The sequence below is a fragment of the Paenibacillus sp. SYP-B3998 genome (assembly GCF_010820665.1).
In the GTDB taxonomy this organism is placed as follows: Bacteria; Bacillota; Bacilli; order Paenibacillales; family NBRC-103111; genus Paenibacillus_E.
This window is the reverse complement of record NZ_JAAIKC010000013.1, coordinates 1-26,708: the sequence shown is the minus strand read 5'-3', so window position 1 is coordinate 26,708 and position 26,708 is coordinate 1. Positions and strand designations below refer to the sequence as shown.

22 protein-coding genes and 3 pseudogenes are annotated in these 26,708 nt (G+C 44.8%); 6 read left to right on the top strand and 19 right to left on the bottom strand.

Going from position 1 to position 26,708, the window contains the following annotated elements; translation table 11 throughout:
- Positions 1–9: 9 nt before the first annotated feature.
- The 9 genes and pseudogenes from GK047_RS24065 to GK047_RS24025 all read right to left on the bottom strand — a co-directional run bounded on the left by GK047_RS24065 (position 10) and on the right by GK047_RS24025 (position 7,913).
- The gene (locus GK047_RS24065) at positions 10–954 is read right to left on the bottom strand and encodes an ABC transporter ATP-binding protein (protein WP_163952548.1); all 945 of its coding nucleotides are present in this window, start codon (positions 952–954) and stop codon (positions 10–12) included.
- Positions 954–1,970, bottom strand: a complete 1,017-nt coding sequence (locus GK047_RS24060; RefSeq protein WP_163952546.1) for an ABC transporter ATP-binding protein — start codon at positions 1,968–1,970, stop codon at positions 954–956. The genes GK047_RS24065 and GK047_RS24060 overlap by 1 nt, the downstream gene beginning before the upstream one ends.
- Positions 1,971–1,981: 11 nt before the next feature.
- Positions 1,982–2,920, bottom strand: coding sequence for an ABC transporter permease (locus GK047_RS24055; protein WP_481856052.1), 939 nt, complete (start codon positions 2,918–2,920; stop codon positions 1,982–1,984).
- Positions 2,921–2,928: 8 nt separating this feature from the next.
- On the bottom strand, positions 2,929–3,861 hold the full coding sequence (locus GK047_RS24050) for an ABC transporter permease subunit (RefSeq protein WP_163952541.1): 933 nt from the start codon (positions 3,859–3,861) through the stop codon (positions 2,929–2,931).
- Between the two features lie 99 nt (positions 3,862–3,960).
- Positions 3,961–5,601: a peptide ABC transporter substrate-binding protein gene (locus GK047_RS24045; protein WP_163952539.1), complete on the bottom strand. Its 1,641-nt coding sequence runs from the start codon at positions 5,599–5,601 to the stop codon at positions 3,961–3,963.
- A 42-nt stretch (positions 5,602–5,643) separates the two neighbouring features.
- Positions 5,644–5,979 carry a cupin domain-containing protein gene (locus GK047_RS24040; protein WP_163952537.1) on the bottom strand — a complete coding sequence of 112 codons (336 nt, stop codon included), beginning with the start codon at positions 5,977–5,979 and terminating at the stop codon, positions 5,644–5,646.
- A 49-nt stretch (positions 5,980–6,028) separates the two neighbouring features.
- Positions 6,029–6,577, bottom strand: coding sequence for a helix-turn-helix domain-containing protein (locus GK047_RS24035; RefSeq protein ID WP_163952699.1), 549 nt, complete (start codon positions 6,575–6,577; stop codon positions 6,029–6,031).
- A 342-nt stretch (positions 6,578–6,919) separates the two neighbouring features.
- Positions 6,920–7,015, bottom strand: a pseudogene (locus GK047_RS29865) (thioredoxin-disulfide reductase); the annotation flags it as partial.
- A 10-nt stretch (positions 7,016–7,025) separates the two neighbouring features.
- A complete protein-coding gene (locus GK047_RS24025; protein ID WP_163952535.1) occupies positions 7,026–7,913 on the bottom strand; it encodes a LysR family transcriptional regulator in 888 nt (295 codons plus the stop codon).
- 114 nt (positions 7,914–8,027) lie between these two features.
- Between GK047_RS24025 and GK047_RS24020 the strand changes: the two genes are divergently transcribed.
- The 5 genes and pseudogenes from GK047_RS24020 to GK047_RS29320 all read left to right on the top strand — a co-directional run bounded on the left by GK047_RS24020 (position 8,028) and on the right by GK047_RS29320 (position 12,451).
- Positions 8,028–9,434, top strand: coding sequence for an MFS transporter (locus GK047_RS24020; RefSeq protein WP_163952533.1), 1,407 nt, complete (start codon positions 8,028–8,030; stop codon positions 9,432–9,434).
- Positions 9,435–9,514: 80 nt separating this feature from the next.
- A pseudogene (gene trxB / locus GK047_RS24015) lies at positions 9,515–10,432 on the top strand (thioredoxin-disulfide reductase); the annotation flags it as partial.
- A gap of 33 nt (positions 10,433–10,465) precedes the next feature.
- Positions 10,466–10,804: a bacillithiol system redox-active protein YtxJ gene (gene ytxJ, locus GK047_RS29860; RefSeq protein WP_240344177.1), complete on the top strand. Its 339-nt coding sequence runs from the start codon at positions 10,466–10,468 to the stop codon at positions 10,802–10,804.
- Between the two features lie 248 nt (positions 10,805–11,052).
- A complete protein-coding gene (locus GK047_RS24010; RefSeq protein WP_163952529.1) occupies positions 11,053–11,892 on the top strand; it encodes a class I SAM-dependent methyltransferase in 840 nt (279 codons plus the stop codon).
- Between the two features lie 16 nt (positions 11,893–11,908).
- Positions 11,909–12,451 (top strand): ABC transporter substrate-binding protein, encoded by a 543-nt coding sequence (locus tag GK047_RS29320; RefSeq protein ID WP_205516954.1) that lies wholly within the window; start codon positions 11,909–11,911, stop codon positions 12,449–12,451.
- On the opposite strand, the gene GK047_RS24000 is transcribed toward GK047_RS29320, so the two are convergent.
- The 10 genes and pseudogenes from GK047_RS24000 to GK047_RS23955 all read right to left on the bottom strand — a co-directional run.
- Complete coding sequence (locus GK047_RS24000; RefSeq protein WP_346010383.1) at positions 12,420–13,013, bottom strand: TetR/AcrR family transcriptional regulator; 594 nt, start codon at positions 13,011–13,013, stop codon at positions 12,420–12,422. The two genes, GK047_RS29320 and GK047_RS24000, sit on opposite strands and share 32 nt — an antisense overlap.
- Positions 13,014–13,040: 27 nt before the next feature.
- Entirely contained in the window at positions 13,041–14,090 is a 1,050-nt protein-coding gene (locus GK047_RS23995; RefSeq protein WP_163952528.1) for an NAD-dependent epimerase/dehydratase family protein, read from the bottom strand.
- Between the two features lie 329 nt (positions 14,091–14,419).
- Positions 14,420–15,562 (bottom strand): efflux RND transporter periplasmic adaptor subunit, encoded by a 1,143-nt coding sequence (locus GK047_RS23990; RefSeq protein ID WP_163952526.1) that lies wholly within the window; start codon positions 15,560–15,562, stop codon positions 14,420–14,422.
- An 11-nt stretch (positions 15,563–15,573) separates the two neighbouring features.
- On the bottom strand, positions 15,574–16,452 hold the full coding sequence (locus tag GK047_RS23985; protein WP_163952524.1) for a carbohydrate ABC transporter permease: 879 nt from the start codon (positions 16,450–16,452) through the stop codon (positions 15,574–15,576).
- Between the two features lie 18 nt (positions 16,453–16,470).
- Positions 16,471–17,343: a carbohydrate ABC transporter permease gene (locus tag GK047_RS23980; protein WP_163952522.1), complete on the bottom strand. Its 873-nt coding sequence runs from the start codon at positions 17,341–17,343 to the stop codon at positions 16,471–16,473.
- Between the two features lie 58 nt (positions 17,344–17,401).
- A complete protein-coding gene (locus tag GK047_RS23975) occupies positions 17,402–18,805 on the bottom strand; it encodes an ABC transporter substrate-binding protein (protein ID WP_163952520.1) in 1,404 nt (467 codons plus the stop codon).
- A 13-nt stretch (positions 18,806–18,818) separates the two neighbouring features.
- Positions 18,819–19,514: a polysaccharide deacetylase family protein gene (locus GK047_RS23970; RefSeq protein WP_240344166.1), complete on the bottom strand. Its 696-nt coding sequence runs from the start codon at positions 19,512–19,514 to the stop codon at positions 18,819–18,821.
- Positions 19,515–19,805: 291 nt separating this feature from the next.
- Positions 19,806–21,416 carry an AraC family transcriptional regulator gene (locus GK047_RS23965; protein WP_163952516.1) on the bottom strand — a complete coding sequence of 537 codons (1,611 nt, stop codon included), beginning with the start codon at positions 21,414–21,416 and terminating at the stop codon, positions 19,806–19,808.
- 123 nt (positions 21,417–21,539) lie between these two features.
- Positions 21,540–22,517: an ABC transporter substrate-binding protein gene (locus GK047_RS23960; RefSeq protein ID WP_163952515.1), complete on the bottom strand. Its 978-nt coding sequence runs from the start codon at positions 22,515–22,517 to the stop codon at positions 21,540–21,542.
- Between the two features lie 631 nt (positions 22,518–23,148).
- Positions 23,149–24,189: pseudogene (locus tag GK047_RS23955) on the bottom strand (serine hydrolase domain-containing protein); the annotation flags it as partial.
- Positions 24,190–24,616: 427 nt separating this feature from the next.
- Between GK047_RS23955 and GK047_RS23950 the strand changes: the two are divergent.
- Positions 24,617–26,410 (top strand): response regulator, encoded by a 1,794-nt coding sequence (locus GK047_RS23950; protein WP_163952511.1) that lies wholly within the window; start codon positions 24,617–24,619, stop codon positions 26,408–26,410.
- The last annotated feature ends 298 nt before the right edge of the window (positions 26,411–26,708 follow it).

Genomic DNA, 26,708 nt, shown 5'->3' with positions numbered 1-26,708 from the left:
TTCTATCGGTTAATATAAATGACAGGCAATCCAATGGCCGCTCTCAATTTCTTTCCATTCTGGCTCCATGAGGCTGCACTTTTCCATCGCTTGAGGACAGCGCGTCCGAAATCTGCATCCGCTCGGCAAATTGGACGGGCTCGGCAAATCCCCTTCCAGCACGATCCGTTCCCTTTTGACAGTCGGATCGGGAATAGGAATGGCCGAAAGCAGGGCCTGCGTATAAGGGTGCAGCGGCTTTTTATAGAGCTCGACACTTCCCGCAAGCTCCACCATTTTACCTAAATACATGACACCAATCCGATTCGAAATATGCTGGACCATGGACAAATCATGCGCGATGAACAGAAACGTCAATCCGCGTTTATGCTGTAAATCTTCAAGCAAATTGACGATTTGTGCTTGAATGGATACATCCAGCGCCGAAATCGGTTCATCTGCGATAATAAACTGCGGATCGACCGCAAGCGCTCGAGCGATCCCGATTCGTTGGCGCTGCCCGCCGCTGAATTCATGCGGATACCGGTCAGCATGTTCAGGTCGAAGTCCGACAAGCTGCAGAAGCTCGCGAACCCGTTCCGCTCTATCTTTGCCGCTTAAATCTTGGACTTTCATTCCTTCGGCAATAATAGAGCGGACATTCATGCGGGGATTCAGGCTGGCATGAGGATCCTGAAAGATCATCTGTACATCACGGTTAAACTGCTTGCTTTCTTTTCGTGAAAGTTGATGGACATTTTCCCCCTTAAACCGGACCTCCCCCTCCGTGCTCTCATACAGCCGGACGATCGTCCGCCCCAAGGTTGATTTGCCGCAGCCGCTCTCTCCGACAAGCCCGAACGTTTCCCCTTTCCGAATCGCAAAGGATACGCCATCTACGGCTTTTAGAGTCGTTCCTGCTTTTTGACCAAAATATTTCTTCAAATTGTTAACTTCAACAAGGATTTCAGACATTAGGCTTGCCTCCCGACTGCTGTAAGTTCCTCGAATTTAGGGGCACGCTCATCATGTAGCCAACACGCTGCCTCATGTCCGTTACCGAAATATCTGACAACCGGCGCTTGCTCCGCACAGATTTCCATCGCATAATCGCAGCGCTCCGCAAACGGGCAGCCCTTCGGCGGATTGAACAGATCGGGAGGGGTTCCTTCGATTGGAACCAACCGCTTCTTGTGTTCGCCTTCCAGATGCGGCATCGACTTCATCAGTCCCCATGTATAAGGATGTTTAGGCTTCGTAAACAGATCATGCGTAGTCCCAGATTCCACCACGGTGCCAGCATACATGACTACTGCCCTGTGAGCGACTTCTGCAACAACCCCCAAATCATGCGTAATCAAAATAATAGAAAGCTTCGTTTGTTCCTGCAATTCCTTCATTAAATCAAGGATTTGCGCTTGCACCGTCACGTCCAAAGCCGTTGTTGGCTCATCGGCGATGACCAGTTTCGGATTGCATGCCAGTGCGATCGCAATCACGACACGCTGCCGCATGCCACCGCTAAACTCGTGCGGATACTGATCGACCCGTTTCTGCGGATCCGATATTCCCACTTTATTGAGCAGTTCTATTGCTTTCTTGTGGGCTTCCTTTTTGGATAATCCGTGGTAATAAACCAGCCCTTCCGTGAGCTGCCGGCCTATTTTCATCGTCGGATTTAGCGCTGTCATCGGATCCTGGAAAATCATTCCCATTTCAGAGCCCCGCATCTTCAGCAATTCCTTTTTAGAGAGTCGGGTGATGTCTTGGCCGTTAAATCGAATTTCGCCTTCAGCTAATCTACCTGGAGGGCTCGGAATCAAACCCATAATTGAAAGAGCGGTCACGCTTTTCCCACAGCCGCTCTCACCTACGATAGCAACCGTTTCACCGTGATCGACATAGAATGAAACGCCGCGCACCGCTTTCACTTCTCCACCATGCGTTTTGAAATTAACCTTCAAGTTTGTTACTTCTAATAAATGTTCCATCACTCTTCCCCCTAATCGCTAAGACCTGGATCCAACGCATCCTGCAAACCGTCTCCAAACACGTTGAAAGCAAACATAGTCAGCGATATCATCAGTCCCGGAAAAAAGAGACGCCACCAATCTCCGGTTAGGATGACGCCCAAAGCGTCGTTCGTCATTGTACCCCAACTGGCAATAGGCGCTTGAACGCCCAGACCCAAAAAGCTTAAAAATGCCTCCGAAAAAATCGCTGCAGGAACCGTAAAGGTCAGCGTTACAATAATAATCCCGCTCGTATTGGGAATTAAATGTCTCCATATAATTCGCGCGGATGAAACCCCTAATACTTGTGACGCGAGGATATATTCTTGTGAGCGAAGTTGCATAATTTGGCCGCGAACGAGCCGGGCCATGCCTACCCATCCAGTAACGGTTAAGGCCGTGATGATCGTCCCAATTCCGGGCTTCATAATCACCATCAGCAAAATAACGACCAATAAATAGGGCAACCCGCTCAGGACTTCAATCACGCGCATGATGACATTATCAATCCGTTCACCTCGTTTACCGCGTCCTGCCGTAAAACCGGCGATCCCGCCGAGGGTCACACCGATGACTAAGTCGATGAGCGCGGCTACAACTCCGATCGTCAAAGAAATACGGGCGCCGTACCAAGTTCTTGCAAATACGTCCCGGCCCAAATCGTCTGTGCCAAACCAATGGTCTTTCGAGATGGTCTGGTTAGCCTCGAGCAAACTTTGATCGGAAAAACTATATCGCGCAATATATGGACCGATGATCGCCATGATGAGAATCATCACAATGATCGTGAATCCAACCATGGCCAGTTTATTCTTAAACAATTTGCGTAAGGTTAATTGCCCATATGTGAGGCTCGGACGAGTGGAAGCTTTCTCGAATATCTGCTTGTTAAGCGGGTGAAACGATGTATCCAATTTCGATTCTGCCATCATTTTTTCTATTCCTCCTTGACGGTCAATTTGATGCGCGGATCGATCAAGGTATACGCGATATCAATCATCAACACAGCCAAAATTAGAATCGTGCTATAAAAAATGGTCGTTCCTAGAATGACCGGATAATCACGGTTAAAGATACCCTCAACGAAATACTTGCCGACTCCCGGGATGGCAAAAACTTTTTCCACTACAAACGTTCCGGTAATCAGCGCCGCCATCAGTGGACCGAGAAAGGTGATAACCGGCAAAATAGCATTCCGTATGCCATGCCTAATGACGATCAAATGCATGGGAATACCTTTCGCTTCCGCCGTACGTATGTAATTCTGTCTCATTACATTAATCATATTTGTACGCATATACCGTGCTATAATAGCCAGCGGGCCAAACGATAGCGCGAGGGAGGGAAGTACAGTGTGCATCCACGTTCCCCAAGTAGCTACCGGAAAAATCGGCATTTTGATGGCAAGGTAGTTGATGAGAAGAGGAGCCATCAGAAAGCTCGGGATTGAAATACCGGCAATCGCTAGAATTGTCATCACATAATCTGGTATACGATTGCGATTAAGCGCCGCAACAATACCAAAGAAAATTCCGAAAACAAGGGATATGCACATTGCTTGGATGCCTAGCAAAGCTGATGCGCGGAATCCGTCACCAATCATACTGTTTACGCTGCGCATATCGCTTTTTATCGATTGACCTAAATCAAGCGTCACTAAATTTTTTAAATAATAAACATATTGCACCGGATAGGGATCATTCAAATGATATTTGGCACGCAAGTTCTCCACAACCTGTTTGGGTAGTTTGCCGGACTCCGCGGAAAACGGATCGCCAGGTATGAGATGCATGAGGACAAACGTCAATGTAACGATGAGCCACAGTGTGAGAATCATCATCAAAATACGTTTTAGCAGGTATCTCGACACCGGTTTCCCTCCTTTTTCATCACATCTGTATTAGATCTGGATAAGAAAGAAAAGGGTACTGATATACCCTTTTCTAATTGTTGTTGTACGTATTTCTGTTTATTTACCAGTGATTTCTACTTGTTTATAATCGATGAGTGAAGCAGGGTGACGAATAATACCCTTGACGTTCGGACGTTCCATATAGGCTTTCGTGCTGTAGAAGAGCGGCAGCACCGGCATATCCTCGAAGAACGTTTTTTCGGCGTCGTGCATGATGGAGAAACGCTTCTTCTCGTCCGGTTCGATGCTGGCTTTTTGAATTAATTCATCGAACATTTTGTTGCTGTAGTTAATTCGATTTCCCGGATGACCCGTTTGGAATATTTCAATGAAGTTCAGCGGATCGGCATAGTCGGCATAGTAGGTGCTTAAAGACACTTGGTGCTTGCTTGCCCGCTGCTCGTCCAAGAAAACTTTCCATTCCTTGCTTTCCAGCTTGACGTCTACGCCCAAGTTCTTCTTGAACATTTCTTGCAAGACCTGTGCAACAGATTTATTCAAATCGTTCGTATCATATGTCAAAGTAACTTCAGGTAAAGTCGTATACCCGCTTTCTTCCATTCCTTTTTTCAGTAGATCTTTTGCTGTTTCTAGATCGTTATCTTTAAAGTACTCGCCACCAACAGCGCGGAAATCTTTGCCGTCTGGCTCAGGGAACCCGACAGGAACAATGCCCATAGCCGGTACTTGCTTACCTTGAACCACCTTGTCGATAATCAATTTGCGATTGACTGCTAGCGAGAACGCTTTGCGGATGTTTTTGTTGTTAAATGGCGGCATTGCCGTATTCAATCGATAGAAGCTAGTAGCTGCCTCAGGCGCAAGCTTGGCCTCGCCGGATTCGAGCAATTTTTGCTTGACGTCTTTAGGAACGGATTCAATTTTATCCAGCTCACCAGATTTAAACATCTGATACTGTGTATTCTCATCGTTCACCATCACCCAATTGATTCCAGGAAGCTTTACGTTATTTTTGTCCCAGTAGTTGTCGTTTTTGACAGCCTTGATCGATTGATTGTGCGTCCATTCCGTCAGCTTAAACGGTCCGTTGGAGACGATGGTTGCTGCTTCCGCAGACCAATTCGGATTACTTTCCACTGTCTTTTTATTAACTGGAGCAAACACCGGAGTTGTAATCATACTTAAAAAATATCCTGAAGGCGCTTTCAAAACAACTTCTAGTGTTTTATCATCAAGCGCCTTTACTTTCACATTATCTACAGTCCCTTTTCCTTTGTTGAAGTCTTCCGCCCCTGCGATGACAAATGCGAGAAATGAAGCCGGGAAGCCGTTCTTCGGATCAACCATGCGTTTCCATGAGACTTCAAAATCATATGCGGTTACAGGGTCGCCATTGGACCATTTGCTATCGCGAAGATGAAAAGTGTATTTTTTCCCGTTATCCGTGATATCCCACTTCGTTGCCATCGCAGGTATAATCATGTGTTTGTCGTCTAGGCGAACCAGACCTTCTAACGTGTTGTATAACACTTCAAATGCGACCGGATCGTACGCTTTCGGCGGATCGAGAGACACCGGCTCTGCCTTTAAATTGGAGCGTAAAGCAGCGCTTGCTTTTGCCGGTTCATTCGTGGGTGACTTGGACTCGTTGTTTACCGTTGCTGGTTTGGTACAGCCTGTTAAAATGATGGTGCTGAGTATTGTTACTGTGCAAACCTTTGTAAATACTTTTTTCATTTGCTTTCCCCCCAATTATTATCTTTTTAAATTCCTATGTACTTACCGTTCGACAAGCACCCAAACGATTTCGCAGTCCACGTCTCCGGAATTATATGCCCAATGTGCTTCCCCTGCTGGAATTAACGTCGCATCTCCTGCGGAAATCAGGTACTCTTTGCCCCCGCTCCCTGTTTCGATGGCTCCTTTGATTACGATGGAATATTCGTCTTGGTCATGCGCTCCTTCTCCATTCAATGGAACTCTAGCTTTCGGCGGTATAACGATGGTGCCGAATTTCACTTTCCCTCCTGCAATAGATTCCTCAGTAAACAATGTTTTCAGGAAGACTTGTGGTCTATCATCCGGCTTTACTGTATTGGCATTCACTATGATCATTCCTTCACTCCTCCTTAACGTAGGTAAATCAATACAATATAATTATGGATTAATTCTTAAAAATGACAGGCGTCAAGACACATAGAATTTGTGCCGGTTCATCGGAATGGTTATACCAGGTATGATCAAGGGTAGAAGGAAAATGGATCGTATCCCCCTTGCTCATTTCATGCTCTTTGCCATCGACGACCGTGACGACTTTCCCCTCTAAAATAAAGTAAAATTCTTCGCCTGGATGATTAAACGCAACCTCTTGCTGCTGTTGAGGGGGTAAAGTGATGTGGATAGGCTCAAGCGCTCTGTCTGGGAAATCGCCACCCAACCGAACATAGACGACGTGAGATCCTCCAATTTGAAACCGCTTCCGTTCTTTCTCAGGCAAAAAGTAACTATCATTTGCGGGTTCTTCAAAAAAATAAGTAATCGGCACTTGTAACGCTTCCCCGATTTTTTGCAACGAAGTAATCGCTAGTGAGCTATTCCCCCGTTCTACTTGAGAAAGAAAGCTGATCGACAAACCGGTTTTGATGCTTAAATCTTTTAATGTCATGTTGTGCTGCGTTCGCAGTAACCTGATCTTTTCGTAGATACTTTCCAGATCATCATCCCCTCCTAACAGAATTGACAAAATATTTAGATTTATTGGATTCATATTATTATACCAGCAGAATTTTGTCTATATTTTTTTATTCATACTGTAATTTCTTTTATTTTAAACTCAACTTCCGCACCTTAAAATATACTATAAACCCTCGATTTAACTGAAAAACATTGTGAAAAGGCACTAAAAACACCCTATCCTTTGGTAAAATAGGGTTGCCAGACCATACCCACCAAGGAAGGATGTTTTTCATGGGATAATAAAAGGAGCCTATTTAAAATTGATCCTTTAACACATTAATCTTTAGTAATCACATGAAGAAATGAATCAGAAATACTAGCGCATGTTGTCCATCAGTTCCGGACCCATGATTCCATCTGGAAATCCGGGAAAATTCTCGACTTCCGTCGTCGTCAGCTGTCCGCCCGGCTCCGGTGAAGGATGACTAAATTGTCAGTTTGGATATCGACGCAAAATATTGTACAACTACCTCACGGAATTCCATTGCAGCCCGCGATATGTACCGACTCCTATGCCATAATAAAGCGATTTCCCGTACTAATTCGTGATTTTCTACTTGTAGATATTTGATATGTTCATGTGAATACCTTGCCGTACTTGGTATGAAAGCAATGCCAATTTCTGCTTCCACAAGAGTGAATAGCCTTGCAGGTTCATCTCCCTCATACACATATTTAGGGACAAATCCAGCTGATTTGCATATAGAGTCCACTAAATCGCGAGTACCGTAGCCTCTCTTTACACCGACAAACCATTCATCCCTTAGTTCTGTCAAGGATACGCTGCTTCGGTCTGCCAACCGATGCCCCTTTGGAACAGCTACAAGGATGGGGTCGATGAACACGATTTGACATTCAATGTCATCCCCTTCTATAGGAGGTGAGGACAAGCAGAAATCGACCTCTCCTCTATGAAGAAGTGTAACCATTTCCTGCATGGTCAGCATTTGCACATGAAATTGGATATAGGGCCGCTTTTTCCGAAACTCTCGAAGGATATTTGGTAACGTGCTTGCCGTGGTCACCGCCAATTCGAGTGTGCCATGTTCCGGGCTGGATAAATCGCTAAGCTCCTGCTTCCCCTGTTCCAATTCAAACAAAGCCCTTTCCGCACGGCGAAGGAATCTGCTTCCGAACTCATTCAATCGCAGCTTCCTCCCTATTCGATCGAATAGAGGGACCCCTAAATCCTCCTCCAAGCGTTGAATCGTTTTGCTTAGTGACGATTGCGTAACGTGCAAACTTCGTGCAGCTTCGGTCACATGTTCCAATCGAGCTACCGCGAGAAAATATTGCAGTTGAAGAAGCTCCATTTTCGCACCTCCATTCATTCCCTCAAGTCAATGAAATCATAACATAAAATGCATTGGAATAAATAATCAATTTCAAGTACGATGACATCAATACACTTTGAGGGGTGACCAAAAATGAATGCTCGCAGCAGGTGGTTGATGATTTCCGTTGGCCTTGGGATACTGCTGAACCCATTAAATTCTTCCATGGTTTCAGTTGCTATTCCAAGGCTGCAAAATGTGTTCCAACTTGACTTTACAGGTGTTTCCTGGATTATTTTTTCTTTCTACATTGCAAGCGCTGTCGCTCAACCCGTCATGGGAAAGGCCAGCGATTTATTCGGTCGTAGGAAGATATTTCTTACCGGGCTTATTGTAGCCTTCATTGCATCATTAATAGCTCCACTATCACCAAACTTTGGGTGGCTTCTCGTATTCCGCATTGTGCAATCCATCGGAACAAGCATGATGGTTGCGGTTGGAATGGCCATTGTGCGAATTCATATTACGGATAAACAAGCGACTGCGCTGTCTGTTTTGTCCATATTCCTATCCGGAGCGGCAGCAATTGGACCCTTTATTGGCGGGGTCATCATTCACTGGTGGGGCTGGCCTGCTATCTTTTTCGTCAATATTCCGTTCGTGGTGGTGAGCTTTCTATTATCTTGGCGGAATATTCCTAAAGACGAACCGTCAACATCCGTTGCACGGGGCATGTCCTTTCGTAAATGGTTTGCTTTGATTGATGCCTCAGGGATCCTGCTATTCACAGTGGGTCTGGTTGCCCTGCTCACCTCCTTACTGTCAGCAAAATCATCTGGGCAACTCTCATTAAGTACTGTTATTGTCGGGCTGATAGGCCTCGTGCTACTTGTGGCTTTCGTACGACATGAGTTAAAAGCGAAGTCACCCTTTATTCCTTTGCGCACATTTGCCAAATATCCTGCGATGACTTGGGTCAATGTCGAATTCATGCTCGTTAACGTACTTTTTTACTCGCTCTTTTTCGGGCTCCCGTCCTACTTGCAAACGGTACGTCATGTCAGCGAGTTCCTTACAGGGATTCTCATGCTAAGCTTAGGCTTATGCTCGTTAGTTACTTCTCCAATAGCAGGACGATGGATCGATAAATCAGGACCTAGGCCAGCATTGCTGGTGTCCGCAATTCTGATGACATTGGGGTCAGTGTGGATCGTGACATTGAATCAAACTTCACCAGTTATCAGTGTGTGTTTGGCTTTAGCTGCATTCGGTATTAGCAACGGGTTGAACAATGTCGGTTTGCAAGCAGCCCTGTTCAAAAGTTCTCCAAAAGAAATAATCGGTGTAGCATCCGGATTATTTAATACATCCAGATACCTGGGAACCATTCTCTCTTCCTTGTTGATTGGCATCGTAATGGGAAATAAGTTCAGCTTCGAGGGATTTCAAGTCCTTGGAATTATCCTCACGGTAATTGCATTTTCCTTGGTATTCATGAGTCGGCGACACCGGGAGTCAGGGCAATTGCAAGAGTCCGTAGGGTCATCAAGTTCAAATTAGGTAAAAGAAAAGACAACATCGTTACGTTAGCCAGCAGGCAAGCGTAAACATGTAAACGATTAGATAAGGGGAGAATCGCAATGACAACATACAAAACCATCGTAATCGGCACGGGGCCAGCCGGACTGACGGCTGCCATTTACTTGGCGCGCGCAAATCTGATGCCGCTCGTTATCGAAGGGCCGGAACCGGGCGGGCAACTGACTACAACAACAGACGTAGAGAATTTCCCCGGGTTCCCGGAAGGCATCATGGGACCGGAACTGATGGATAAAATGAGAAGACAGGCCGAACGTTTCGGCACCGAATTCCGCACTGGGTGGGTCAACTCCGTTGACCTGTCACAGCGTCCGTTCAAGCTGAGCGTAGAAGGCATCGGCGAACTGACGGCGGAAACGCTGATCATTTCGACCGGCGCTTCGGCCAAATATATGGGCATCTCAAACGAGAAGGAAAACCTCGGACGCGGCGTCAGCGCTTGCGCGACATGTGACGGCTTCTTTTTCCGGAACAAGAAGATCATCGTAGTTGGCGGCGGCGACTCCGCGATGGAAGAAGCAAATTTCCTAACGCGTTTTGGCTCCGAAGTGCGCCTTGTGCATCGCAGGGGCGAGCTGCGTGCCTCCAAGATCATGCAAGATCGTGCCAGTGCCAATGAGAAAATCAAATGGAGTCTTAACAAAACTCCGCTTGAAGTCGTTGCTGGCGATAAAGGCGTAACCGGCCTGAAAGTAAAGGATAACGCAACGGGTGCCGAAGAAATTCTCGAAACCGACAGCATTTTCGTTGCGATCGGCCATAAGCCGAACACCGATTTCCTCGGCGGACAGCTCGAAACCGACGAGCTCGGCTACCTGATCGTTAAGCCGGGTACATCTGAGACGAGCATTCCTGGTGTATTCTCTTGCGGCGACGTGCAGGATCACAAATACCGTCAGGCGATTACCGCAGCGGGTAGCGGCTGTATGGCCGCGCTCGATTGCGAGAAATATCTTGAAGACTTAGATTATGTTGGGAGGGAGGTGACTCGCATGAATTGGGAAGAAATCAAGACGCTTGAAGAATGGAACGCCGTGTTGGAACGTTCCGCCGAACGCGGACAAGTGGTGCTGAAACATAGCACAGCTTGCCCGATTAGTTCCAACGCTCTAGAAGAATATAATCAACATTTGCAAAACAATCCGAATAGTGATGTCGATTATGTCCTCGTGAAGGTAATCGAATCCCGTCCAGTATCGAACCAAATCGCCGAAGATCTTGGTGTCAAGCACGCATCACCACAAATCATCTACATCAAAAATAAAGAGAAGTACTGGACTGCCTCACATTGGTCAATCACGACCGAGCATATGACGACGGTGCTGAACTAAGTGCGGGTTCGCCAAAAAAAGCACAGCCTGCACAGTATCGCTCGCTGTGCTTTTTCAATCATTTCGTTCATTACAAATTTAGGACTATCTTCTCGGTAATTGCACTGTTCTTGGTATTCATGAGTTGGCGCCTGGAGCCATAGGGGCATTTGAAAGGCGGAGGTCTAACAGCCCTTTCGAGTCATTACAATATTAGCTCCATTCTCGTAATACGGTATTAAAATACAAAAAATAAAAGAGTGATTATTATGACAACTTTTGACATTACGGATTGGTCCTCGTGGGATCAAGTCTGGCAACAAACGCATAAGCAACATGGAGATCAAGCCATCACAATGTGGGACTCCCGAGCTCAATCCTTTGCCGGGAATGCCCTCGGAAATGCGGGTAAAAGACGGACAGAGCATGTCATTGGGTGGCTGGATCAGCTCGGTGTACGTTTTGAGGACGCCACGGTACTGGACATCGGTTCCGGCCCGGGAGCTTTTGCCGTTCCCTTTGCCCTGCGTTCCGCTCAGGTGACGGCTGTTGAACCTTCTTCGTCCATGATCGAATTGCTACACCAACATGCGCACAGCCACGGCGTTACCATCGATGCAATCGAGGCATTATTGGAAGACATCAATGTCGATCACGAAGGCTGGAACCAAGCATTTGATCTTGTATTCGCCTCCATGATCCCAGCCATCAGCAGCTGGCAATATCTCGAAAAAGCGCTAAAGTGCGCCCGAAAGTATTGCTTTTTGAGCACATTTGCCGGAAAACGAGAGCACAACCTCATCCGTGAGTTGTGGCCGCTGCTGATGGGCGGGGAACAGCCAGCCATGCGTTTGGATATCGTATACATGTTGAATCTCCTCTATGCCCGTCAATATCAATTCGACTTTCGCGTGTTCGAAGAAAAGCGGGAGGATACGATGGAGCCTGAGCAGGCGTTGGCATACATCATGCAATTGTTGCCCGGTTTCCGTATCCCCATTCATACCGACACGAAACAAAAGGTACAAAGCTATATAGCCGAAACGTATCCCAATGTGGTGCCGATTCGGACGGCGACACGCTTTGGCCAAATTCTTGTGACTCTATAGACTGGTGTGATTCAGATTGAAATCCGTTAAGATCATCGCTCTGTTTTTGTGTGTTATTTTGCTGCTGTCGGCTTGTTTCGAAGAAGCGCCTGCTCCGACTGAGCCTTCAGCAAGCAACGTTGCACCGCTTATCATCCGGTTGGCGGGAAGCGACTATGGCATCCCGTCTCCATATACCCATTCCCCTCGAGGCCCGGGCTACTGCAATATGTATTTGCTGTTTGATGGACTCCAGGAAAAGGATGAGAAGGGCCTGGTTCCGTGGTTGGCTACCGATTGGACAATCGAAAACGATGGAAAAGCTTATTTGTTTACCATACGTGACAATGTGCGCTGGCATGATGGTACAAAATTAACAGCAGATGATGTCAAGTTTTCCTATCACTATTATTTGAAACATCCTCCTGTCCGCAATACGCTTGTCGAGGGAAAAGAAACGTTTGTAGAAAAAACGGAAGTCGTCGGAAAAAACCAAGTGCGAATTACCGTCAAACAACCTAACGCCGCTTACTTGCCTCAAGAACATCCTAAGGGCGACCTGTTACAATACGTAATATGAGATCGGCTTCCGGCATTTGATAAGCACCATCTTCAGAAATGTTCAATGTCATCAGAGCAGAAAGAACCGTAAAAAAGCAGGAGATTAATTTTCGGGGATCGCCTGACGCTAATTCACCTAATTCCTGCCCTTCAATAAATAACAATTCCAGTTGATCAATGACGTAGGTTTCCATGGAGTACTGTTTTATTAATTCTTTCGCCTTCTCGGGTACTTCATCGGAGGTACGAACTTGATGAATCAACATAAAATAAAGCTGACCTTCATCATCGAACTGGACTAAATTTCTTAATTTTTCTAGAGGGCTTCCAGGCAGTTTATAAACATTTTGCATCTCATTCTTTAATTCTTGAAGTGCTTGTTCTATAAGTGTAATGAAAAGTTCATCTTTCGATTTAAAATAGTGGTACAGAAGCCCTTGACTGATGCGAGCTTCTGTAGCGATCATGCTCAATTTCGTTCCAACTAAACCCCTTCTTGCGAAGACCTTAAGACCTGCTTTCAAAATTTGATCTCTTCGTTCATCACGAATTTGTTGTAATTGTTCTTCATTTAAGGGCACTAACAGTCACACTCCTTGAATCTTGTCTTAAATCCGATTATTACCACTCTTAGGCTTTATTAACTTGTTGTCAACGAGATAATCCATCGTATCACATATAATATCGGAAAATGCGGTATATTTGTATTGATAAACATTAGGGTATTTGGATGTATAAGCTATATCCTTCCCTATCCGAGGATATACTGAGGCAACTTCTTTATTAAAAAACTTTAGTGGCCACATGAAAAACTTTGGCATAACTTTCTTGGAAGGCGCAAATCCTAGATCCGAATAATTATCGTGAATGACTGAAGCAATATCCGAAAAACTTCCTTTCGCACTAAAAGAAAGGTAACGGTTTCCATTCGTGTTGGGACTGTTCATTATGCAGATATGCATACGGGCGCAGTCACGAACATCCACGAAATGCAAAACCATATCCGGCAGCATAGGCATCTTTCCTTCTGCTATATTCTTAACATTTTCAACACTGAATCGTACACCCGGAAGAAGAGAAGGTCCAAATATGATACACGGATTAATACTAGAGAGCTCTACTCCCCTTGGATTTCGTGTCTGGTCTTTAACCAGATCCCATGCCAACTTCTCCGCAATGGTCTTACTGCGATAATAATCAGCTATTCCATTAGGATTTGTCCAGTCGTCTTCACTAAAAGTAAGTTTCGATGCCGGATGTCCGAAAACCATAGCAGCCTCAGAGCTTGTGATGACTATTTTCCGCACAGTTCCCGACTGAAAAGCGGCATTCATTACATGCTGAGTTCCCTTGGTTGCAGTTTCTACCAAATCAACTTTGACGTTAAATTGTGGACTAGCTACATGGAAAACCCACTTGCACCCCTCAGCAGGCTCTTTCCAACCCTCCTCACTCAGTAAATTCGCCTCGACTAACTCCACTCCCGGAAGGAGCTCGTTCATTTTCTCGATTTGATTAACGTTGCTGAGCTTCCGAACAGTTCCTCTTACTTGAAATCCTTCTTCAATCAGATGTTTTCCAATCCAGGAAGCCAAATAGCCAGTTATCCCCGTTACTAAACATAAATCACCCTTCTGCATAATTGGATGCTTTATCATGAGTTATCACTCCTCGATCAACATCGGTTGATTGAATCAACCGTTCAATATAAAATAAAATATTTTTTTCCATTTGTCAACAGCAAAAAAAGGCATGACAACGACCACTCTCAAACAAAGGAAGAGCGAACTGTTTTAATTGAGCCAATCTGTCCGTTAGCGGAGTGAAGAGCTGCCAGGCGGCAGCCCTTCACTTCCTTCACGTCCATGCTGACATGTGCAGGATAGCATTCATAACAAATTTAAGAAGGCCCGTTCCAGCAACTTGCTGTCATAATTAGACGGAATAACCGCGTCGTCGTTTTAAGGTGAGAAAGCTGAGTTATTTATTATTGCAATCGAACGCGATTCCCCTCTTGTAAAGGTTCGCTGCTCTCGATGATGACCTCATCTAATAGAAAAATGCCCTGTTGCACGGCTGTTTCATTTTCGCTCGCGTCTACGATCTGTATATAGGTTTTGCGAACACGAAAAACATTGCCAAGAGGTCCCTTTCTCTCTTCAATCACATAGACAAACTCTCCACCGCGATCTCTGTGGATTGCGGCATTGGAGACGAGGATCACATCTTCCTTTGACGAAGACTTTTTCACTCTAACCTCTGCGCGTTCCGCTCCTCTTAATGCTTCATCCTGCACAGTAATCCGCACACTTTTAGAAACCACCACGTTATTTTGATTAGCTCCGGAACCCGTTTGGGTTGATTCTGTATCTTGAATTTCCGCGATCTCGCCTTCTACAACTCGGACTGCTGGGTCCTTCACTTCCACTTCAATCTTTTCCCCAACATGCAAAAGTGCAGCTTGTTCCGATGTCAACAGCAGTGACAAACTGAATCCCTTGTTATGATTGGATAGACGAACAACTGTGCTCCCAACATCGGAAGAAAGCCCTTCGGTCGCATTCAACTTCGTAATGATGCCGTCAAAAGGGGCAATGATTTGGCGATTAATCTGCAAGTCTTCTTGTAAGGCTTGTATCTTGCGTTCTCGGACACTCATCTCAAGTTTCAGAGATTCAACATCACGTTTCGAACGGCTAATGAGGGCATAATCCCCACCTTTGCTCGCCTCCACGTAACCTGCAAATAACCCTTCCAACTGTAACTTTTGCTGTTCATGAGCGGTTTTCTCATCCAGAATCTGTCGTTCTGCTGCTTTGCTTTCATAGGTAAGCAGTACCTGACCCTTTACGACGATATCTCCATTTTTGACGTGTATGGTCTTGACTTTCCAACCAATATCACTCTTTAATTCAGCTTCATCCAAGGGTTTCAGCACACCGCTCCCTTGGATATTATGGTTAAGGCTACCTTGGACAGGCTTTTCAATCCGCACCTTGGGCAGCGTGATGGATTGCAGCGTATTGCTAAATAACGTAAGCGTAATTAATAGCCCGAAGAATATACCTGCAATCATCTTTATTTTCCGCTTTTTTCGAGACTCTACCGTCTCTTCGAGTTGCAGTTCCAACGTTAAACCCCCTACCCCTTAATGCCTGATGACTGAATTCCTTTGATAAAATAAGATTCCGCGTAGAGAAACAATAGTAGAACTGGGCTCATATAAAGTAAAGATGAAGCAAAACTAACACCGCGCTCACCCTCCTGTATGTGGGCCAAATAGACGGATAGTGGATACTTAAACGGATCATCTAGAAAAATGAGTGGCTGCTCGACCATATTCCAATAATCCACAAACAACAAAACAATTAATGCCGCTATTCCAGGTTTCACAAGTGGAAGGACAATCCAGAAGAAGGTTCTCATATATCCTGCCCCGTCCAATTTTGCTGCTTCAATTAAAGCGCTTGGAATATGTAACAAAAACTGACGCAGCAAAAATACACCATATGTAGCGAAAATTCCTGGTAAAATGATCGCAGCTGCACGATTCAGAATGCCTAACTGATCAGCGATAATATAGTTGGGGACTAATGTAACTTGAAACGGCATCAGCATGGCCATGATATACATCAGAAACAAAGTATCTCTTCCAGGAAAACGCAACATGGCAAGTGCATAAGCGGCAAGCGCTGCTACGACTGTTTGTCCTGCAACAATAGGAACCACCAACAGCACGGAATTCCAAAATAGGAATAAAAACTTGGGGGATTGTATTAACAACGTTTCATATTGTGCAAATGATACCCAATCAGGTATGAGCTTCAAATTGATAAATTCATCCTGCTTACCTGAATCTGCGCTGACCATCGTACCGATTAGGTTATAGTTAAAACCGATTTCACGCTCCGTCATGAATGAATTGGTGAATGTAATCACAATCGGAGCCAGTATCACCAAAGCAAGGAAGATGAGTGCAATTGTTAATGCATATTTTCGTAATAAAACAGTCCTATACATGTACTTCTCCCTCTGGGTTCATTCCATAAAATTCCTGAACCGGCGTTCCAGCATATATAGCCCCAATACGATGAGCATGATACTTCCGACCATGAAGCTTGATGCTGCTGTCAGTTTCTGGACATCAAGGGATATAAACATATTGTTCATATAATGTTGAAGCATATAAATGCTGTCATGCGGATAATCGCCCGCCATCAAGTACGTCTCCCGGAACACTTTGAACGAATTGATGATCGACATCAAAACAACAAAAAACATCGTCGGCATTACATAGACGAGAGTGATCCTGAACAATTTGGTGAAGTGTCCCGCTCCCTCCAAATTTGCGATTTCATAGTAGCTATCCGGAATATTTTGTAGCCCTGCTAAAAATAAAATCATATTGTACCCGATATTTTTCCATATATAGATAACCATTACGACAATGATCGCCCAGTCGGATTTCATCCAATCGACCCGATCGATCCCTAAGTTGTGCAACCAAGCGTTGACTGTCCCGTTCCAGTCGAACCCGATCTGCCAGATCATCACAATCGAAGCGACAGGCACGACAAGCGGCAACATATAGGCCGTTCTCAGCCATTGGCGAATATAGACGTTCTGATTCAGAAGAAGCGCCAGCCCCAATGAGAGCCCTACCATCAGCGGCACGCTAATGATCGTAAAGAACGTGGTGTTCCATGCTGCCTTCCGAAAAGAGCCGCTTGCTAGCAGCTCTCGATAATTGTCCCAGCCTACGAAGGTTCCGTCGATAGTACGATCCATAAATGAATAGACAAGTCCCATCATAAACGGTATAGCGTAAAAAAGAGCGAATCCACTCACACTCGGCGCAAGGAACAAGAGGGCCCATGCAGTCTCTTTTTTCAATAATGCAGGAGTTTTCATGTTCGCACCTCACTTCATACTGCCGCACTCCTTAACGTTGTCCATGCTATTCCGATTCTTATTCATTCAAATAAGTCGTAACCCTGTTTTGAATCAGCTTGGCCACATCTTCGGCAGATTTTTGTCCGCTAAAAAAAGCTTTGGACTCGTTAGAAATGATCTCTTGGATCTTAGTAGGCTTGAATTCTACAGGATAGATCGCACCGGAGATATACTTATCCAGTCCTTGAATATCCGCTTCCGTCACCTTGATCGTCTTTCCTTTTAATGGCCCCTCTTCATGAGCCTTAACACTACCGTCTTTTATCAATTGCTTTACTTGCCTGTCATATTCGGCTTTATTGAGTGGAAAGCCGGTTTTATTAGCTGCAGGACGTAAATCTTCGGACAAAAGAAATTTCAAGAACTCCCATGCTTCCTTCTTTACAGCTGATTTCTCATTGATGCCGATCGTATTATAAGCTCTGTAATAATTGCCGACCTTCTGTCCACCTACATTTGGTTTGGTGTATAATTTTGGTTTATCAAAATATTCCCTTAAAGAAAGTATATAATCTGCTGGCGAATTAATCTGAGCTGGCACAAAATAAACTTTAGTTGGCCTCTCCGTAACCACCTTGTCATCGAACATCTTCTTTACTTGATTCAATAATTGAATAAAGGGCTCGGACTGAAAGTTGGCCTTCCGGTTCGCTTGATCCACAAACATGGCGGTATTATCTTGCACCATTTCGTTCAAGAAATCTTCCCGATTGCCAAAAAGCGCAGATTGACGATCCCCTTTTTTCACCAACCCCTTGGCCAACTCGTTAAACTGACTCCAGCTCCAATTCTGGTCGTCGAATTTTATTCCTGTTTTCGCGATTGCTTCTTCGTCCCCAGCGAGGCCATACACGAAAAATCTGAGCGGTAGCCCATAGATGCTGCCATTAAGCTTGCTGCCTTCCAAAATGTTATTGAAATATTGATCTTTCTTGAACGTTGGGTCCTTCTCCATCATTTCACTCAAATTAGCAAGAATTTTCTTATTCACATAGTTCCCCATAGGCAGGTGGTCCATTATAACCATATCCGGTCCATTCCCGGATAATAGCTCTGTGTTCGTCTTTTTAATGAAATTATCCGAGTATTCCTTTCCCTTCTCACCATCTACCGATGGGATATAATTAAGCTTGATTTCGATATTCGGATGTGCCGCTTCATACTTCTTCTTGGCCTCATTCAATGAATCGTACTCATAATGTGTCGAGAAAACAATGGTTTTTTTCCCACCTTTTGATTGAGGTGTTTCGGTGGTCAAGTTCGCATTGTTCGTTTGTTCTTTTTCGATCTTATTCTCATTTACTGGCTGTGCTGTTCCTCCATTGACTTCACTGGTTCCCCCACCGCTATTACTGCTTTGGCAAGCTGTGACTGCAAACATCATCATACAACTAATTAAAATGAACATTATTTTTTTCATTTTCTATTCTCCCTCATCTTTGATTTGACTTTAATTCGGGTATCGTTACAAACGAATAGCCCTGATCTTGAAGATAATCGATCATCATGGGCAAGCATTTGATCGTATTGCTTAAATCGCCTTTTTTCCCGCCAAAGCTATGCATAAGAATGATACCTCCGGGTTTTATATTCGCTTTGACGTTCTTCATCATTTCTTTGGGCGTCGCCCCAGTCCAATCCTTTGTATCCACGTTCCACAAAACATTTTTTTGGCCAGCTTGTTCAGCTACTGCTGTCACCTTCTTGGAGACCGCTCCATAAGGAGTCCGAATATACTTTGGAACCTCGCCCGTTATATTTTGGATAGCATTATTTGCTTTTACAATTTCACTCATAATTTGTCGATCATTGAGTTTCGTCAGATCCTTATGGCTCCAAGTATGATTGCCAAGTGCATGCCCTTCTTTGACAATAGAGGCAAGAACCTTCGGGTTTCTCTCCACCTGATAGCCAACGACAAAAAAAGTCGCCTTTACTTTCTTTTTTTTCAATATGTCTAAAATTTCAACGGTATATTTCGTATCCGGTCCGTCATCAAAGGTCAGTGCAACCTGCTTTTCCTTTGTCTGCCGTTTAGGATTCGCCTTTACCTGAGTCTGCTTTACCTGAGTCTTCTCTCCCTTCGTCTCCCCTTCGTTCGCTGCTGTTTGAGGTTTGATATTAATCATCGATTTCTCTGTGTGTTGTCCATAAACAAGCGCCACTACCAGCACCAGCAAGACATACCTTAATCGTAGAAATGATCTTGCCCTTGTCATCTTGTTCGACCTTTCCCTAAAGTCATCATGATTCTTAAGTTATTCTAAATTAACGATGTTAATAAAACTTCTCTAACTTGTAAACAAAATGTATCTAACCAGAACACGGGACACAAACAACAAAAAATCCCCGTATCGTTGCCGCAGCAAGACACAGGGATTCTTCATTCAAATTTCATTATCAGCTCTTTCATTTCATAATTAATTAACCAGCATGCTCAGTACATCGTTTATTTTTTTGCTGTTGGCTAGGTATCCATGGTTCATCCACGTCATAAAATCGACCTCGAAGGCATGGCGATTGCGTACGGCGGGAATGGTCTGCCACAACGGATGGGCAATTTGACGTCTTTCTGAACCCGCCTCTTGTTCATGCCACTTATCGAAAGCGAAGAAAATATAATCTGCATTCAGCCCTTGCAACCATTCCCAAGTCACGCCATTTCTGCCCGCTTCACAGGTTAACTCCTGCACCATCGGGTGTGGGACAATCCCTAAATCCCCCCATAGAAAGGGCTTTGTGTAGGTCTGATCAACACTAATACACTCGGCGGATATGCGCAGAAAAGCATAAGTCCGATTTTTAATTGAATGGGTTAACAAACTTCTGGCCTTAGATACTTTGGTCTCATATTGCTGGATAGCCAGCTCCGCTTGATCGACCCGCCCTAACCGATTCGCCACTGTTCGCAATGTCGAGTGCCAATCCTCATCATCATGCGTAATGATCTCCGTCTGCACAAAACGCTTGCATTGCTCGTATTGATTTGTTCGATACTCATAATCACTTCTTCGTGCGATGATTAAATCTGGATTGAATGTCGCAAGCGGTTCAAAGCTATTCTGCAGCACATCGAATGCTGGAACCGCATTTAGGCTTAGGTATTCTTGCCGACCCCAGCCTGCATGCGACCACTGCACAATCGGCGTAACTCCCAAAGTGAGTAATATATCTTCCATGAGCAAGGAGACAATGCGCATCTTCCCCCGATGATGATGCCTGTACCTCCCTGGTGCTATGCCCTCCATTTTCTTGAATCGGCGGTTGAAATAAAACTCGTTGTTGAAGCCGACATGCTGGGCAATCTCGTGAATCCGATCCTCTGTTTTTAGCAGTAACTGCTTAGCATGGTCGATCCTCAGCTTATTTATGAATTCAAGAGGGAATTGACCTGTCAGTTCCTTGAATATCCGCGTGTATTGCCACTGAAAAATGTTCGCATCTGAAGCCAACTGAGACACAGTCATTTGATCGGCGTAATGGCCGCTTATATAGTCAATCGAGCTTTTCACAATATCACGCAAGTTCGATGCCGGCGCTGCTCTTGTGTTTTGCTGTAGGACAAGACGAATCAGCTCCTCGAACCGCACATGGTTGTAAAACCTCATCAATTCATTTTCATCGGGACTATGCTGCTCAATTGCTTCTAGTAGATCGACACATTGTGAGAACGGTACGCAAGTTAATTCGCCAATACACGGGAATGCCTCCGGCGACTCGTATCGCAACGCAACTATATCCGAAACTCGAAACGCTTTGAAAGTGATGAAATAGAGAGAGAGGCTGTTTTCCTGTGTAGAGCTGAGAGCGGCTTGACCTGGCTCTGCAACAATCAGACTTTCCCTGATCAGTCCGTAGGAACGACTTCCTATCTTCATTTCTGCTGCTCCGTCCATAACGGCAAACAGCATGTATTCGCCATCGAGACCGACACACTTTTCGCTAGAAAATGGGGCCATATGGAGTTTCCTGATACCTGTCATGATATAAATGACGAAAGGATAGCGGCGAGATGCCGTCTCATTATTCATCTTACACGCCCCTTTTTCTTTAAATGAGAATTATTATCACTATTATAAGACAAAAAAGAAAGCTCTTCAATCTTGCATGAAAAGCTTTCCCTTTATGTCATAATGATGTGTTTACTGGACCGTTTATTTCACTAAAAATTTCAACAGGTCGTCAATTTTCATACGATTCGCTGTAATGGCACCCGATTGCCAATGCGAACGTTCAAGTTGATACACATGACCATTTTTTACAGCTGGAATACCTCTCCAAATGGGATCGTCAAGCAGGGCAACCGCCTTCTTATTGGACTCTGAGTCCCACTTTCCATCAGAAGGGAAAATGATAATATGATCGGCAGTAAACTCGGGTATTTTTTCTTGTGAAATAACTTCATGGGCTTCGATACTCTTCACCCACGGAAACGGCTCCAAACCGAGGTCTTTATAAATCATGCCCGTGTAGGCATTATTCTGACCGAACAAACGCAGCTCCGGCTTTCCTCCGACATCAAGACGCACAACAGCAACCGTTTGCCTGCCAATGGCTGCTTCCAGCTTCAATTTTGCATCTGCTATCTTCTGCTCATAGTCTTTCAATACACCGTCCACCTTTTCAGGAATACCGAGCAGATCGGCAATAGTTCGTAGTGTCGCTGCAGCGTCCACAGTCACCTCGCGGGTCAACCGATAGGTTGGGGCAATCTTAGAATATAATTCATAGTCAGCTTGATCTATCCCGGCATTCAAAATAATTAAATCAAGATTCTGCTCAATCAACGGCTCCAAACTGCCGGTAATATCGAACAATGGCACATCTGTATTCGCCATCCCCAAATAATCCTGCTTGCCCCACGATGGATGATACCATTGCACTATCGGTTTCACACCCAGCGCCAACATATAATCCTCCAAGTAAATGCCCGCCACTCGCTTTGGCTTAATGGGAATTTTCACTTCACCAAAAGCATCCTTGACTGTTCTTGTTCCACTGTCCGTCTGTTTATTGACTCCCGCGTCAATTGTCCCCTGCTTATCGCTGCAGCCTGCCAAACTCACCATAATAACAAGGAGAACAACCAGCCAATGAATCCCCAGTATGTGCCCTTTTAATTTCTCTGCCATTCTTTGTGCCAACTCCCTTAGCTAATGTCTATTGTTATGCAATGAACACCATCAGTAATAATGATAATCGTTATCACTACATTCATAGCCCATTATAACCTGCCAATTAGGCTGACTCCATACACATTTTCAATATGATTTTGCACAAACGTAATGAATCGGAGTGTGTCACGTCAAGGTATCCTTCTGAAGGAGTACTTCAGAACTTTATCGTTTACTTCAAAACTTATTTGTCACCCATTATTTTTACTACTACTATTTTTAAATCTTCCTCAATAAGAGTTCTGATAAGTATAAAATTCCCCCTCCTCGAAATAACCAGAATATGCTAATATTTTGATCATTTTTGAGGATTCTTCTTGGAGCTGCTTCTCAAGTATTCTGCCGGTTAGCGGAGTTAAGGGCTGTCACACGGCAGTCCTTAAGATGTTTAACTATCGTTTTTCATTGAATAAGTCTTCATGCAGTAGCATCTTATTGCTGACTACTACAATGATTTTCCTACTATGTATTTCTAAAAATTCATATATCTTCTTATTCAATTTGCGTCTAGCCTATTTCACCGGTTTCGGCGGTAAAGCAAGAAACCGACATCCGCCCTCAAATAAAGGGCGCGATGTCGACTTTAAACTTAACGGCCAAACTCCTTATTGATTATTTTACTGTGAGCCGGTTCCACTGCCGGGCCTACCGCGTTGATGACCGTTGCCAAAATATGCTTCCCGTCTAGAGATCCGAAGGCTCTCGATTCAAATCCGAAAGTACCGCCGGCATGCCCCCAGTAGGATTGCCCGTCCGCTGTTTTAAATTCATAAATCCCTAGTCCGACTTTACCAATAGGTCCATCTACTGTTGTGTGCATCTGGTCCATCATCTCTTGAGATAGAAGCTTCCCGCCCAACAGCGCACTGAAGAAGGTAGTCAAATCTTTAGTTGTTGAGACTATATCTCCGGCTGCATTTGCCCATGATTGATTCATATCTGTAAAATCATACAATTGACCCGATCTGTCCATATTATATCCTGTGGCATGCTTACCTGGAATTTCGTGACTATTTCCCATCACAAATGTTGCTGTCATCCCAAGCGGTATGATGAACCGTTTCCTGATCTGCTCCGCATACGTTTCTCCTGTTACCTTCTTAATAATTTGACCGGCTATTACAGTATTCATGTTGGAATAATTCCAGCCCTTCCCTGGCGCAAATACAGGCGGCTTTGAAAGTCCCATGCCGATAAGCTCATCGACGGAATAGTAACGGAACGGATTTTGAGGCAAAGTAATATCTCGGAAATCCAAATCTGTATAGCTAGCAAGCCCGCTTGTATGATTCAATAACATACGAATCGTAATTTTGTTGGCGTCATACCCTTCACCTTTTATGACCCCTGGCAGCCATTTTTCAATCGAATCATCCAGATTCAATTTTTTCTCGTCAGCCAACTGCAATACAACGGAGGCGGTGAACGTCTTCGAAATGCTTCCAATACGGAATGAGAAATCGGACTCCACCGGGCGTGGTACTTCGTAACTGGCTGTACCTGTAGCGTAAGACCAGCGTTCCCCATCCTTTAGCCCGCCAGCTATGACACTTGGGACTCCTTTGGTGGTTACCACCTCATCAATGACGCGTTCGACTTCCTCCCTATGCTTGCTTTTCTTTGCCTTCTCTGTGTCCACTTGTACCACGCTTTCAGTCTGTACCGCGTTTACAGATCCATAAGCAGAAAATACCAGTGTACCCGCCAATATAGCTGTAAATGCAAGTACAGTCCCTTTTTGAATCGTGAATGATTTCATAACGCATCGCTCCTATTATTTTAGAATGTTGTTCTGCTTTACCCCCTCACCTTACCCCCGAAATTGTTAAATCAAACAGTGATAAAACCGCCAACCTTTTGATGACATCGTATTTGGACCTGTCACATATACCGCATGACAAAATGTCAACTGTCTTATATGACGTGCTTGCCAAGCTACGTTCTAACGCGTTAAAACCCCCTCTTTCGCTTGACGGATCGGGAAGTTATATTGCATGATAGGTCTGAATCATTCGGAAATTGGTTTGCAAAAAAATATAAGCAGGTGTGCATAATTCGTGTTCTCTATACTGAAAAAAAGGTTCTGGTATGATTGGATACTTGTGGCCATACGAACGCTTTGGCTGGTCATTATCGCAAGTGCTGGTTTTGTCGATCCGTCATTGATCGTTGTGCCGCTTTGGGTTGTACTTTCTCTTGCTTTCGTCGTTTATCTCTTTCCATTAATCGTCTGGTGTAGGAATACAGATCGGTATCTTGCAGTCGAAGTCACGGTAGCGGGCTTATTCCATCTTTATTTAGCCTACGCAGCCCCGGGATTGCTTTGGTCTTTTATTTTACTCGTGATGACTATCGGCTTGACGAGCAGTCGAAAAACCTATGTGTGGACAGGTATCCTTAGCGGAATCGTATTCCCGGTATTGAACGGTTGGATTGCTGATCGTCTCCCGTATGAGTTTATCGTTAGCTGCAGCCTTGGTTTCGCCATCGGCTTCGCGTTTAATATATTAATTCAGTACCATAAGCAATCCCAAATTATTCAAGAACAAAAGCTGTTGCTGGAGCAGCATATTAAGCGGATTGAGGAACTTACACTGATGGAGGAGCGCAGCCGGCTGTCACATGAGCTGCATGACACGATTGGCCATACACTTACCTCGCTCATCGTCGGCGTCGAATCACTGCGATCGTCCGTACCAGATGCGCAAATAGAGAGGATCGATTCGCTTGTCGGAATCGCCCAACACAGTCTGGTTGATATCCGAAAGCATCTGCATCAGCTCTCTCATACTCCGTTGAACCATTCGTTAAGTGAATCGCTGCGGCAATTAACTGAAGATTTTATGAAGTCAACAGGTATAACGGTCAACTTCCGTGTGATCGGCAGTGAGACTCTCGTTATGCAAAAAATAAACTTTTGTCTATCTCGTTGCCTTCAAGAGTCTCTAACCAACGCGGTTCGGCACGGCAAAGCGAGCGAGATATCCGTTCAGTTGCATTTCGATAGCCAGCAACTCCGGTTACAGATCGAAGATAACGGCATCGGAATGGAAGAAATCCAATTTGGATTTGGGCTGGGTGGGATGAAGGAACGGGTTGAACTATTTCACGGCACGGTGTCCGTGCATTCCGAGTCAGGACAAGGAACTTTCGTCATATGTAATATTCCGTTGCAGACAGAGCCTGTACATGATACGATCCGCCTGCTGATCGTTGATGACCAGGTGATCATTACCGACAGCTTGAAGCAAATTTTGGATCAGCATGCTGATTTTATCGTCGTTGGTACAGCCGGAGACGGGCGCGAAGCATTAGAACATTGTGAGCAGTCCCAACCGGATATCGTGCTAATGGATATTCATATGCAGGGAATTGGCGGGATTGAAGCTTTACTTGAGATGAAACAACGATGGCCTGATATGAAGGTTGTGTTCATGACAACGTTTGAGGATTCCTTGCAGGCAGCAACTGCATTGGAGCGCGGGGCGGAAGGCTACATGCTGAAGTCGATTCATCCGCGGGAGATGAAGGAAGCCTTGAAACGTATTTATAACGGAGGAACCTGGATCGACCAATCGGTCGCTACGCGAGTTTTCGAAGAGATGAAGCGTCAACGTGAGCAGTTGGAGAAGATCAGCTCAAGTCAGGGAAACTACCCGTACGGGCTTACGAAACGCGAGATGGAGATTCTGGAGCATCTGTCGAGCGGACTGCGCTACAAATCGATCGCCGCCAAGCTATTTTTATCGGAGGGAACGATCCGCAATTACTGCTCGATTCTCTACTCGAAGCTCGGCGTCAACAACCGCGAAGAAGCCATAGAAATGGCGCGAACGAAGAATATCGTGTAGGCGCTGGAGAATTTTCCGATGGTACTCACGATATAGATCATTTCGATATCTTTACGCCTGCTGCACCAAGGAATGAACTTATCTTGCTGAAGAAAAAAACGAAAACATTATTGCAGTATTAAATGAAGTTAAGGTTACAAGAAAAAAGGGCGCTTTTCAGCGCCCTTTTTTCCTATAATTTGGAAATTGCGTTTGGCATTCTGCCTGTACGTTGAATGGTACGAATCTGAGAAGTTGTTATCCGGAATCCAACCAGAATAAACGACGAGGTTACATTGTTAAAGTTGAAAGCTCGTAA